General features: G+C 53.8%; 8 protein-coding genes. 7 read left to right on the top strand and 1 reads right to left on the bottom strand.

The features are described from left to right. Positions 1–184 precede the first annotated feature (184 nt). The 7 genes from SH528x_RS25365 (at position 185) to SH528x_RS25395 (ending at position 11144) form a co-directional block, all read left to right on the top strand. Positions 185–1609 (top strand): hypothetical protein, encoded by a 1425-nt coding sequence (locus SH528x_RS25365; protein ID WP_442506240.1) that lies wholly within the window; start codon positions 185–187, stop codon positions 1607–1609. 10 nt (positions 1610–1619) lie between these two features. Beyond that, on the top strand, positions 1620–4943 hold the full coding sequence (locus SH528x_RS25370) for a PVC-type heme-binding CxxCH protein (protein WP_442506241.1): 3324 nt from the start codon (positions 1620–1622) through the stop codon (positions 4941–4943). Between the two features lie 325 nt (positions 4944–5268). Further along, on the top strand, positions 5269–7101 hold the full coding sequence (locus SH528x_RS25375) for a hypothetical protein (protein WP_442506242.1): 1833 nt from the start codon (positions 5269–5271) through the stop codon (positions 7099–7101). A 313-nt stretch (positions 7102–7414) separates the two neighbouring features. Then, positions 7415–8644 (top strand): DUF1559 family PulG-like putative transporter, encoded by a 1230-nt coding sequence (locus SH528x_RS25380; protein ID WP_442506243.1) that lies wholly within the window; start codon positions 7415–7417, stop codon positions 8642–8644. Between the two features lie 133 nt (positions 8645–8777). Continuing rightward, complete coding sequence (locus SH528x_RS25385) at positions 8778–9029, top strand: hypothetical protein (RefSeq protein ID WP_442506244.1); 252 nt, start codon at positions 8778–8780, stop codon at positions 9027–9029. 527 nt (positions 9030–9556) lie between these two features. Then, on the top strand, positions 9557–10759 hold the full coding sequence (locus tag SH528x_RS25390; RefSeq protein WP_442506245.1) for a DUF1559 family PulG-like putative transporter: 1203 nt from the start codon (positions 9557–9559) through the stop codon (positions 10757–10759). A 133-nt stretch (positions 10760–10892) separates the two neighbouring features. Continuing rightward, positions 10893–11144, top strand: a complete 252-nt coding sequence (locus SH528x_RS25395) for a hypothetical protein (protein ID WP_442506246.1) — start codon at positions 10893–10895, stop codon at positions 11142–11144. Between the two features lie 143 nt (positions 11145–11287). Here the strand turns inward: SH528x_RS25395 and SH528x_RS25400 are convergent, their stop codons facing one another. Next, entirely contained in the window at positions 11288–12589 is a 1302-nt protein-coding gene (locus tag SH528x_RS25400; protein ID WP_442506247.1) for a Gfo/Idh/MocA family protein, read from the bottom strand. Between the last annotated feature and the right edge of the window lie 835 nt (positions 12590–13424).

Here is a 13424-nt window from a genome sequence, read left to right on the forward strand (position 1 = left end):
GCAGATTTGATCGTGAGCCGTGGGCCGTAAGGCACCGGGTAATGCGTAAAACCCGGACGCCTACGACAGCCTCCGGCTTAGAAAAATCATAACCCCACGCGTGAGCAGATCACCGAACGTAACACGGCTACCTGCGTTGCAGCGATAAAAACGGCGCCGAGACACTCTTTCAAAAGCATCCAAGTTGAATCTCTTAGCGCGCATTCTGACCATCATTCTGACCGGATTGACGGTTGCGTCATTCAGCGTCGCCCAAGACGTTGCACCGACAAAATTGACCGCGTGCCGAATTCGCGTTGTTGATGATCAATCGGGATGGCCGGTCCCGTTGGTCGAATTAAAAACGACCCACCAAGTCCGTTTTGTCACCGACAATGCCGGAGTAATCGCGATCGATGATCCATCGCTGCTCGATCGTGAAGTCTATTTCAGTGTGATCGGACACGGATACGAAATCCCGGCGGATGGATTTGGTTTTCGAGGCGTTCGGCTGACACCACGTCGCGGCAAAACACTGATCGTAAAGGTCCACCGAACCGCGATCGCGAAACGTGTGGGACGGTTAACCGGGTCTGGCTTGTTTGCCGAAAGTCAAAAACTCGGCGACGAACTCGATTGGAACGACGGCCCGGTTTTTGGATGCGACTCCGTGCAAACCGCCGTTCATCGGGGCAAGATGTTTTGGGCGTGGGGCGACACCAAGCTCGCCCCTTACCCATTGGGCGTGTTTGATATGACCAGCGGAACAACGTCGCTAAACCCGTTTGATTCCGTGCGACCGCCACTAAAACCCAAGTTCAATTTGTTTCTCGATGAACGCGGGCGTCCCAAAGGCGTTGCTCCGATCCCCGGCGACGGTCCGACTTGGTTGACTGGCTACGTCAGCCTACCGGACAAAAATGGCGACGAGCATTTAGTTGCCTTTTATCGAAAAATCAAAGGGCATCTCCAGACGTACGAAGCAGGACTGTGCGAATGGAACGAGTCGAATTCGGAATTTGAAGCCGTTCGCGAGGTATGGAAAGCATCCGATTTCACACCGCAGCCATCGCTCGCCGAAGAAGGTCATCCGGTGTTCTGGACCGACACTGAGGGTAAACGTTGGCTGTTGTTCGGCAACCCGCTACCTCGCATTCAAATCGCCGCCAACTATGAAGCCTGGAAAGACTTCGAGACTTGGAAAACGATCACACCTCAAAAAACGCTTCGCTCGGCCGACGATGACAGCGAGATCGTACCGCATTCAGGATCGATTGCATGGAATGCGTTCCGCAAACGTTGGGTGACCGTCTTCATGCAAAAGTTCGGAAAAACGACCGCCTTTGGAACGCTGTGGTATGCCGAAGCCGATTCGCCCATGGGACCTTGGGGCGACGCCGTCGAAATTCTTTCACATGACAACTACACGTTCTATAATCCACGTCTACATCCTGAACTAACGCAGGCGGGTGAACACGTCCTACTGTTCGAAGGAACGTATACGGCGGAGTTCGCCAATCACGCGGCGGCGACGCCGTATTACGACTATAACCAAATCTTATATCGAATTGATCTCGACGATCCTGCGCTGCAGCCGGCCCAGCAATCTGTCACGTCTTCGCAACCCTAAAATCTGCACCATGCTTTCACATTTTCGCCTGTTCGCCGCTGTTATGCTCGCCGCTGTCCTTTTTGTTTGCCAATTCAGTTTCGCAATTGCGACAGAACCGCCAAGCTCGACTCCGCTGCGTTACACCAAATGGAGCGGCAAGATCAACGTGCCCGACCCGGTGGCCATCAGTTTTGACAACGAAGGCACGGCGTATGTGACTCAAACGCAGCGGCGGAAGGCTCAGGATCTTGACATTCGAAACAATCGCGATTGGATCACCAACGATGTCGGATTTCAAAGCGTCGATGATCGCCGAGAATTTTATCATCAACGTCTGGCCCCAAACCAAGATCAAGAGAAAAACCGCAAACGTGTTGATGATCTAAACCATGATGGATCGCACGATTGGCGTGACTTGACCGTCATCAGTGAAAAGATCCACACGCTGCGTGATAGCGACCACGATGGCACTGCCGATACATTCGAGTTGTTTGCCGAAGACTTTCAAACCGAAGTCACGGGAATCGCCGCAGGCGTGTTGTGGTTCAATGGCGATGTTTATGCCACGATTGCCCCGGATCTATGGCGATTGCGAGACACCGATAATGATCACGTTGCCGACACTCGCGAAGCGATTGCATCGGGGTTTGCGATTCACATCGCCTACGCAGGTCACGACATGCATGGTTTGACCGTCGGCCCCGATGGCAAGATCTATTGGTCGATCGGTGACAAAGGGATTTCATTGACGTCGCGCGAAGGCAAACGTTTTCACTATCCCAATCAAGGTGGTGTGATGCGTTGCGATCCGGATGGCAGCAATTTTGAAGTGTTCGCCCACGGATTGCGAAACGTGCAAGAGTTGGCTTTTGATCAATACGGCAACCTGTTTGGAGTCGACAACGACGCCGATCAACCCAATGAAAAAGAGCGATTTGTCTACATCGTTCGTGGCATGGATGCTGGATGGCGTTGCAATTATCAATATCGTGGCAACGGCTTTAACCCTTGGACCGACGAACGATTGTGGGTTCCCCATTTCGCGGGACAGCCTTCCTATATTCTTCCCACGCTTAAAAATTACATCGATGGCCCTGCCGGATTTACCTTCAATCCCGGAACCGCCCTTTCGTCGGCGTATCGTGATTACTTTTTCTTGACCGGAGCTCCCGGTGGCTTTCAGTTCGCCTTCCAAGCCATGCCCGCCGGCGCTTCGTTTACGATGGAAAACGAACACTCGATTGGTAGTGGCATTCCGTTGGTTGGAATCAACTTTGGTCCCGATGGAGCGTTATACGGCGTCGACTGGGGCGGCGGCTATCCACTGAACCAGTCGGGAGCGGTCTGGAAAATCGATGCTCCCGATTCAGATCTCGCTGAAATCCGTGGCGAGGTGGCCAAGCAACTCAAAAACGGCTTTTCGCAGTTGCCCGCTGCAGAACTCCATCGACTTCTCGGTCACGATGACCAACGCATTCGCATGGGTGCCCAATTTGAATTGGTCAAACAGAAAGACATTGACACACTACGCAGTGCGTTTACATCGGAATCGGAAATGACACGAGTCCATGCGGTCTGGGGACTCGGACAACTCGCTCGCGGCGGCGAAGCAACAGCCACCGAATCACTGGTCTCGATCGTCCAATCGAACGATGCGGAAATGCGAGCCCAAGCGGCGAGAACGTTAACCGACATCAGTGGCGTCGACGGATCGATGTTCATCCCGTTATTGAAAGACTCCAGCGATCGCGTTCGCTTTATGGCAATGATCGCGTTGAGCAAACACGCATCCAGCGACGCCGTCGATCCGCTGCTTCAGCTCTCCAGCTCGCTTGCCGAATCGGATCGTTATCTGCGATTTGCAGTTTCGCGAGCGCTGCGAAGCTGTGCTACCGCAGAACAATTGACAGCGGCCCAAGACTCTTCAACGATGGTGGGGCGACTGAACTTGGTCGTCGCCCTTCGTGGCAATGAATCGGGACGTGCGCTCGAACCGTTTCTCGGCGACCCCAGCGAACAAGTGGCAACCGAAGCTGCTCGTGCCCTGCATGACGATTTCTCGAGTGATGAACAATTGCAGGTGCTGGCCGCCGCGTTGCCTGCTGCACAACACAACGGGGAATCGTTCATTCGCCGACTGCTCAATGCCAACTATCGCCTAGGAGGACGCGAGCATTTTGAATCTGTCATCCAATACGCAAGCCAAGATGCCAACAGCGTTCCGCTGCGAATCGAAGCCATCAAAATGCTGGGTTCGTGGATGAAACCCGATCCACTGGATCGGGTCGATGGCCGTCGACGCTACGCAACGCTGCCGCGTGAAACGGATCCCGCACGCTTGAGCACCGTGCTATCGAAATTGGCGAGCGAAAACAACCCTAAACTGCAATCTGCTGCGATCGATGCCGCGGCCCGAACCAATACCAAATTGTCGGCGGATTCGCTCAGTGAAATCGTTCGCACGACGAACCAAGATGTCGATCTTCGCGTCGCCGCGCTGAAAACACTGGACAAACAAAATCCCGAGGCACTGAAAGAGGTACTTCCCGCGGCCATGCAGGATCGTGAAACGAACCTGCAACTGACCGCAATCAACTTCTACGCAAAACACAATGCCGATGAAGCTGACGCTTTCTTAACACGTTTGATTTCGGACAGCAAGAAATTGGCGGTCAAACAGTATGCGATCTCGGCATTGAGCAAACAGCAGGGTGACACATCGCGGCAACAATTGATTTCGATGCTGGACCAAATCACTAGCGACACTTTATCAAGCGAGATCATGCTTGATGTTTTAGAAACGGCCGAGCAACGAGCGAAGCGAGCCCCCGCGATTCAGGTGGCACTGAACAAAGCCACTGCGGCGTTAGATCAACGATGGGCGACCACGCCTGAAAAGACTCGGCCGTTTTTGGTCAGCCGCGACGGGGGCGATGCTGCCAAAGGCAAAGTCCTCTTCAATACTCATCTGGGCGCCCAGTGCATTCGCTGTCACAAGGTGGGCAAAGAGGGAAGCGATGTTGGCCCCAACTTGCTTGGGATCGCGGGCAGCAAAGACCGCGACTATCTGCTGCAAAGCATCATCGCGCCAAGCAAAGACATCGACAAGAAGTACCAAACTCAATCGTTCCTGCTGGATTCTGGACAGATCGTGATGGGATTGGTCAAATCCGAAAGCGAGGACGAAACGATTATCTCGGACAGCCAGGGCAAAGAGATCCGCTTGAACAACGACGAGATCGAAGACGTTTCCAAAAACGAGGTTTCGATTATGCCCGACATGACTGACGTCCTGACACGCAAAGAGGTACGCGACGTGGTAGCCTATTTGTCGACCCTGAACTCCAACTAGCCTATGGGCTCTGGAATCTAAGCAGCTAGGCAGGAGTCTTTCAGTATATTAGCCGTTTTGGCGCTAGCCACGGTTCCGACATTCAACCGGAGCTAGCGCCCAAACGCAACGCTGTGAAGCATTTTCTCGTAGCTACCTTCGCCAGAAGGTGGTGATTCGTATTGGCCGGCAACCATCCACGCTCTGGCGAGCGTAGCTACGGAATGCAAATGCCGTAATTTGCCATCTCTAAATGCTTCACAGCGTTGGCCCAAACGGCTAACGGGATTTCACCCAATGATTCCTGCCTACCTGCTTAACACATGATTTGCCTGAAGACTTGACTATGAACGTGCTGCGACTGATCACCGTCATTGTGTGTTTTACTTTGCAACATGGCGGGATGTTGCTATCTGCCGAAGAAAACGGGATTGAGCAGCAAACCAAGCCGCCGGCCAACAGCGAGGCCTCGGTCAAGTACATCGGATCAGACCAATGTGTGTCGTGTCACGAAAGTCAGCACGAAAGCTTCCTGCAAACGCTGCACAGCAAGGCGGCACGTTTCACTGACGTAGCGCTCGAACCAGCCCCCGGAGAGTTTAAACACGATGCAAGCGGTCATCGCTATCGTGTGGAAATCGCCGATGGGAAAATGTTTCATAGCGAGCAACGTCTCAGCGAGCAGGGAGAACCGCTTGGCGAGACCAAGATGCCGATGAGCGTCACGCTCGGTTCCGGAACGCATTCGCAGAGCTATCTTGCGCGAGTGGGCGATTTTCATATCGAATCTCCCATCACCTATTTTGACGATCATCAGACATGGGCGATGTCACCGGGATACGATGTCCCCGCCCATCAATCATTTCGCCGCGAGGTGACGGTGGGCTGTGTGTTTTGCCACGTCGGATCGATCAAGCACACGAAACATGATCCCTACAAGTTCGAGATCCTTGAAGCCACGATTGGCTGCGAACGTTGCCATGGTCCCGGCGAATTGCACGCGAAACGGCATCGGGAAAACGCAACCAACCCCGCGGACCTCAGCCACGATGACACCATCGTCAATCCCAAGGCGTTAAGCCGTGAATTGTCCGAAGCGATTTGCCAACAATGCCATTGCCAAGGGATCAATGAGCTCAAGATCGCGGGTAAAGACAGTTGGGACTTTCGACCCGGATTACGGTTGACCGATTTCCGAGTCGACTATCGATTCCGAACCACCGATGATGCAATGAGCTTGGTCGGTCATGTCGAGCAACTGCACCAAAGTCAATGTTATATGCAAACCGAGACGCTGACCTGTATCACGTGCCACGATCCTCATGATGTGCCGACCGCCGAGAACAAGGTCGAGTACCATCGCAATAAATGTTTTCATTGCCACAGCGACGACGCATGCGGCGAACCCCATGACCAGCGACTTGCCGCCAACGGAAACGATTGCGCAAATTGCCACATGCCCCGCCGTGATACCGACGTTGCTCACTTCGCACTAAGCAACCATCAAATCGGTATTCATGCCAATAAGAAACAGCAACTCGAAGCCGATACCGAACAGAAGTCCACCGAAGTCGAACCGATCTTAGACATCAGCCATCTCAGTGCTGCTGAGCGTCAACGACTCTCTGCACTCAGCAAGTTCGAACTCTATCGACGTCGCGGCGGCGATGCGAAGTTTGCGGAACTGATGGTCCAAGCCACCGCTGAATTGATTCAGATAAAACAGACTGGAAACGCGGATGCCGACGTCGACGCCGCCTTGATCTGGTTGGCCCGCGAGCAGGGAGCGTTACCCATTGCCGAAGATTTGGCGAAAGAAGTTCTGTCTACCGAAGTCGACACCGATGCTCGTATCGTTGCCGCCCATACCTTGGCTCGGATTTATCTTGATCGCGGTGAAAACAGCAAAGCGATCCCGCTTTACCAGTCGTTAGAACAGCTTCACGTTGACGCCAGTGACTCTTATTTCTTGGGATTAGCGGAACAGAACAATGGCAACTCAGAAAACGCGATCAAAGCTTTGAAACGTTCGCTTGAGAACGATCCCTCTCAAGTTTCCGCCCGCCGAGCGTTAGAAGCCATCTACCAAAGTTTGGGCCGAGCCGCCGAAGCGGAATCGCAGCGTCAAGCCGCGGATAAATTTCAGCAATTACAGTCAAGAAAATCCGAAACTCCATAGACTACCAGGGGTTCAACTAGGCTATAGTACGGTGCGACGCTCTGTGCGTGCCCCCTTCAACACCACAATGAGATGTTAGCATTCGCTAAAAGCATCTCCCCCACCCCCTTTCCTTCCAGGCCGCTTGCTTGGAAACGCCTCTGTATTTCTCTATTCCGAGCGCATTTCTCGACACTATTGCAAGAAAAATACGTCTATAGATTTTGATCGCTAATGAAAGAGAGCTTCCTTTTCCACTCTCATCCATCAATAACTTTTGATCCATAGACAAATGTCATCGCTATCCTTGTTCCCTTATTTCGGAGTTTAAAAGATGAAAGAAAGATCAAATTCTGGTTTCACCCTGGTAGAACTGCTGGTCGTGATCGCGATCATCGGTGTGTTGGTTGGATTATTGCTTCCCGCTGTCCAAGCGGCACGTGAAGCGGCTCGCCGGATGAGCTGCAGCAATAATTTTAAGCAGATCGGCTTGGGGCTGCACAATTACCACGCAGCCTATGACCAGCTACCGACACAATTAACCGGTACCAAAGAAGGGACCACCAATTCCACCGAATTTTTTGGTGACCCGCCTGCCAAATCGCACAATCGAATTGAGCTCAGTTGGCTTGTCGGATTGACACCATTCATCGAACAACAAGCGTTGTGGGAGCAGATTAGCAATCCATTCAATGATCCTTTGGGCAAAGGCGTGTTCGCTGCAATGGGGCCTTGCCCCATGAAGGGGCTGACCGGCGGCGGAGGCCATTCGGTTACCCAATACGATCCATGGTTGACCGAAGTACCTTCGTTTCGTTGTCCAAGTGATCCGGGTACCGGATTGCCAGCGCAAGGTCGAACGAATTATGGCGCTTGTATCGGCGACTCGCACTTTCGTGCCAACGAAGGCGGTTTGGCCAACAACGGCACCACCGACTCGACACGTTCAACGGGAGTTCGTGCCGCTTGCCGAGGCGTGTTTGTTGCAAGGCAAACAATGAAGTTTCGCGATATTCTCGACGGACTCGCCAATACGGTTTGCTCGGGTGAAATGATCACCGACCTGGGTGACCTGGACGCCCGTGGACACGCGGCCCAAAGCCTCATGAACGGTACGGATGGTGGCAACCCGATGTACAACGCGGGAGGTGCGGTGTCGTGCCGAACTCATCTCGATCCTGCCCGTCCTCAGTTTTGGAAACAGAGCGGCGTGACGATGGTTGGAAGCTCGGAACAACGACGCGGTTACAAATGGGCCCTTGGACGCCCGATGTACGGCAGCGTGAACACGATCCTGCCGCCCAACTCTGAAGTTTGCATGTCCAACACGTACCACGGTACCTCCGGGATTTTCCCACCGAGCAGCCGTCATCAAGGTGGATGCCATGTGCTGATGACCGACGGTGCTGTCAAATTTGTGACTAGTTCGATCGAAGCGGGCGACAGTAACAGCGCTCAAGTGTACGAAGGGGGCCCGATCGCCCAAGGAGCGCAAAGCCCATTTGGATTGTGGGGTGCCTTGGGGACTCGTGCCAGTAAAGAAACGATCTCAGCCGATTTCTAAAGATCGTATTTTACGCTGCGAACCCACATCGCTGGATCACGAAACGATCCTCCAGCGATTCAGATGTTTTCATTAACGTCGCGTCGAATCATTTCGACGGGACACCATCCAAATCAAAAAGAGTCGTATACACATGAACTTTCAAATTCAACGACGCGGTCTCGCTGGAAACCGCTTTCGTTTGACTATTCTCGCAATCGGATTGATGGCAACCATTGTGGGTTGCGGCGGTGGCGGAGACGCGGGCGTGATCGCCGGACAAGATGAAATCTCGAAGTTTATCCAGGATCACCCTGAACTGAAGGACGAGTCCGGCGAGGAAGAAAAAGCGGCCAAGCCCGAGGCTCCACCGACCAAACAAGCGGTACGTCCAAGCGACGCTTAAACCAATTTTCCACAAAATGACTCTAAAAACGGCGGAGCGACTAAGTCGCCCGCCGTTTTTTTTTGCTCTGAGAGCAAGGAAATCAAAATCGAAACATCCCCAAACCGCTTGGCAATGGGCTGACCCCCAATGGCAAATCGGCTTAGAACGGCATCCGCAATCGCCAAAGTCTATACACGAATAGGTATTTAGAGCGGGTGTCTCTATACACTTCTCACACGTGCAAAACACCTTTTCGGGCAGGAAAGACGTCCTACAAACGCTGCTGGCAAATGACTATAGACATTCCGGCGTTCCTATAGACTATGGGAGAAGAGCGTCTGTACATCTCTGATCACCTGTCTCGCCGGCATCTCTATATTCTTTGCCGACGGCCACAAAATTGGTGGCACACACATCACCCATCCGCTAAGGTTACAGGCACGCAGTGCCCGTTCCGGTGGTGAGTAAGGTTTATTCCTCCCCATTAGCTTGCAGCCACCTTGATCGAGCATTCCTTTTCCGCTTGTTCATTGGAGTTCAGAGAGATGCAGAAGAGACCGAAACTTGGCTTTACGTTGGTAGAGCTTCTTGTGGTGATCGCAATTATTGGTGTACTGGTGGGGTTATTATTGCCTGCCGTACAGGCCGCGCGCGAGGCGGCGAGACGGATGAGTTGCAGCAACAATGTGAAGCAACTTGGTTTGGCGGTTCACAACTACCATTCCGCATACAAACAGCTACCCAAATTGATGACGGGGACCTACGGCCCTGGCGACTTTACAAGAGCCGCAACGGGCCACAATCGCTTGGGACTTAGCGCAATGGTTGGCATGCTGCCGTTTTTCGAGCAGCAAGCGCTTTGGGAAAACATCAGTAACCCATTGGATGCGGATGGAGATCCGACGACCACCAATGATGTTTGGCCGTCGATGGGTGGTACCCCATTGATGAATGCCAGCCATCACGCAGTCAACGTCTATCAGCCTTGGCTCACCGAAGTCCCTGCAATGCGATGTCCAAGTGATCCGGGTGTTGGATTACCTGCGGCCGCTAGAACCAACTACGTTTTTTGTACGGGCGATTCGGCCTACTTGAGCAACTGGGGCGCATTGCGAGACAACGGCGTTGACAACTTTGCAACGCTGTCACGCGCGGCACAACGAGGCATGTTTATCGGTCGCAAGACGATGCGATTCCGCGACGTCCTCGATGGGCTTGCCAATACCATCTGCATGGGAGAAATCGCGACCGACCTTGGTGATGAAGACGTTCGTACGCACGCGAAGGAATCGACCCTAACCAAAAGTGAATCGGGGCAGGGGATTCGTTTGGCCGGCGGAGCAATTTCATGTGAAGGCTTCAAGGACCCTGAACGACCTCAATTCTGGGGCAGTGGCGTAACGAGAGGGAATTCCGAGCAACGTCGTGGATACAAGTGGGCGTCCGGACGCCCATTGTATGCTCAGATTAACACGATTCTGCCACCGAACCGTGAAATTTGCATCGACAAAACCTATCATGGCAATTCGCTGATTGCTCCGCCCAGCAGTCGTCACCAAGGGGGCGTTCATGTCTTGATGGGTGACGGTGCGGTGAAATTCATTACCGACTCCATCGAAGCTGGCGACAGTAGCTCGGCGCAGGTCTACGAGGGAGGGCCAGTGAAGCCCGGTTCGAAAAGCCCCTTTGGTTTGTGGGGTAAATTGGGCACACGTGCCGCCAAAGAAACCATCGACGAAGATTTCTAGTCTGCAAGTGGTTCGACTCTCTACAGCATCAAGTGGGAGACGAATTTGCTGCTGACTTTCTTAACACAAATTATCGAGCTAGCGACGTCAACCACGTCGCTAGCAACCCAATTCATACGGGAACATTAATAGAATGAACAATCAAAAGTACATTAACTTCCAACGGACGACCAACCGTTGCTTGGCTTCGTTGCTGGTTGCTGGTTGCCTAGTCGTCACCGCCGGCTGCGGGGGTGCAAACAGTGGAGAGGGAAACGCAACGAATATCGAAGAAGTGAAGCAGTTTCTCGAAGACAATCCTGAACTGAGAGAATCAGAGCCTGAAACCAGTGATCTCAATTCTAATGAGTTTGAAGGAATTACGATCACACGCGAAAAGGTTTAGACGTCTTTCAAGCCAGTCCGCTACACGAGACAAATCTCTGTCGAATGATCGGACTAAATCTCTGGTAAATCGAAAACGGCGGAGCGACTGAGTCACTCCGCCGTTTTTTTTGTTTGGCTTCCGAAAAACGCTGGCGACTTTCGCTATGACCAAACGCGAGGACTTCGGAATCGCAGTCGGTTAGCCTCGTCGTCACCGACGAATTCTTCAGTTTCGGGGTTGATGGTGAGTTTGCGTTTGAGGATCCACGCTAACGCGGCGGCATGACAGGCGACATGCGAACGACGCATTACGGTCGGATTGCAAACCGTTTGCTGACGACTCTTGACGCAATCAAAGAAGTTGCGGGCGTGAGCGGAAACGTCGAGGCCGCGTACGCGTTTGCTTTGAGCCAATTCCTGGTTCAGACTCGACGAACTTGCCACGATCTCGCCTTCGTCTCCCGTTTCGAGCGAGCCTTCGCTTCCGACAAATCGAACGGGACAGGTGCCGAGCCGGGTGATCCAACGTGGTCCTCGGTTGCCGAACGGATCGGCGAGAAAGTCGATGACGAGCTTGACGCCATTGGCGTAGGTGCAGGTAATGTTTTCCTCGGTCGGATCGTACTGAACCGGCATCGTATCGTCGGCTTGGTTTGCCCATTGACACAAATCGACGGTGTGGGCACCCCAGTCCAACAATCTCGCTCCGCTGTCGAAGTCGTATTCACCTCGCCACCCACCGCTGACATACTTGGGGTTGTAAGGACGCCACGGAGCAGGGCCGAGCCACATGTTCCAATCACAGACTTCTCTGGTCGGTGTCGGCTCGCCCGGCAACCATTCATTCCGCAGCGTTGGAATGTAGACCGATGCATGAAGCGTTTCAATGTTTCCAAGTCGGCCGGTTTGCGCGAGCTCCACCGCCGTCCGAAAATTAGGGACGCTTCGTCGCTGGGTTCCCGCTTGGAAAATGCGTTCGGTCTTCTCAAACGTCCTCGAGATATTCTGGCAATCTCCGATCGTGATTCCGCATGGCTTCTCGCTATAGACATCCTTGCCTGCTTCGGCAGCCAGAATCGAGGCGGCAGCGTGCCAACGGTCGCCCGTCGCGATGATGACGGCATCGATATCGGTGCGGGCAAGCAATTCGCGAAAGTCACTATAAAGTTGACAGTCGCGATTGCCGTAGTGTTCATCAACAAGTTTTTTGCCGGCATCACGGCGTGACTGCTGAACATCGGCAATGGCAACACATTGCACATCACCGAGCTGCAAAATCGACTTCATGTCGTAGGTGCATCGCGGTCCCATCCCGATCACGCCAAGCGTGATTTTCTCGGAGGGAGCAACGTGCTCGGCGGCGCCGAGCGATCGTGATGAAACAAAGTAGGGCGCTGCAATCGCCGCGGCAGAGGCCGAAACAGCAATGAAGTCACGTCGGTTCGTACGATTTGGCTTTTGCATTGGCAGGGGATCCTTGGTGAGGGGGGGAGTGCGAGGTGAGACAATGACCATCGATAACGAGTGTCGTCGCGCTCCCATGATACTCCATCCTCATCACCTCGTAGGCTCGAACGCAGCGGAGCGGAGTTCCGGCACTGGCAGCTGTGAGGAAGTCAACATTACTTTCGCAGCAGCCGGGCGAGGTGACGCACGCTAACGGCTTGGAAAGCCGTGCGACAATAACGGATTTACCCTCCCGTGTGCGGGAGGGTCGGCCGCGATAGCGGCCGGGGAGGCTTGGTTGCGCTGAGCTTGCACGCTCGATTCCTAACACAACGAGGCCCCACCCAGAGCCGGCGGGCAAGTCCATTGTCGCCCAGCTTTCCAAGCTGGAAGCGTTGTGGTGACCGTTCGAGAGGCACGGAAAGTGGGTGCTCGCGGTTCGACGATCAAGCGCGACGCACGCTAACGGCTTGGAAAGCCGTGCGACAATAGTGGATTTACCCTCCCGTGTGCGGGAGGGTCGGCCGCGATAGCGGCCGGGGAGGGTTGGTTGCGATGAGCTTGCACGCTCTGTTCCTAACACAACGAGGCCCCACCCAGAACCTGCGGTCAAGTCCATTGTCGCCCAGCTTTCCAAGCTGGTAGCGTTGTGGTGACCGTTCGATAGGCAAGGAACGTGGGTGCTCGCTGTTCGACGATCAAGCGTGACGCACGCTAACGGCTTGGAAAGCCGTGCGACAATAACGGACTTACCCTCCCGTGTGCGGGAGGGTCGGCCGCGGTAGCGGCCGGGGAGGGTTGGTTGCGATGAGCTTGCACGCTCGGTCCCTAACACACCGAAGCCCCACCCAGA

Source organism: Novipirellula methanifontis, assembly GCF_052161655.1.
Taxonomy (GTDB): Bacteria; Planctomycetota; Planctomycetia; order Pirellulales; family Pirellulaceae; genus Novipirellula.

Excerpts from the sequence above, each read along its gene's own strand:
- SH528x_RS25370 (WP_442506241.1), top strand. The coding sequence starts at position 1,620 with ATGCTTTCACATTTTCGCCTGTTCGCCGCTGTTATGCTCGCCGCTGTC.
- SH528x_RS25375 (WP_442506242.1), top strand. The coding sequence starts at position 5,269 with ATGAACGTGCTGCGACTGATCACCGTCATTGTGTGTTTTACTTTGCAA.
- SH528x_RS25380 (WP_442506243.1), top strand. The coding sequence starts at position 7,415 with ATGAAAGAAAGATCAAATTCTGGTTTCACCCTGGTAGAACTGCTGGTC.
- SH528x_RS25385 (WP_442506244.1), top strand. The coding sequence starts at position 8,778 with ATGAACTTTCAAATTCAACGACGCGGTCTCGCTGGAAACCGCTTTCGT.
- SH528x_RS25390 (WP_442506245.1), top strand. The coding sequence starts at position 9,557 with ATGCAGAAGAGACCGAAACTTGGCTTTACGTTGGTAGAGCTTCTTGTG.
- SH528x_RS25395 (WP_442506246.1), top strand. The coding sequence starts at position 10,893 with ATGAACAATCAAAAGTACATTAACTTCCAACGGACGACCAACCGTTGC.
- SH528x_RS25400 (WP_442506247.1), bottom strand. The coding sequence starts at position 12,589 with ATGCAAAAGCCAAATCGTACGAACCGACGTGACTTCATTGCTGTTTCG.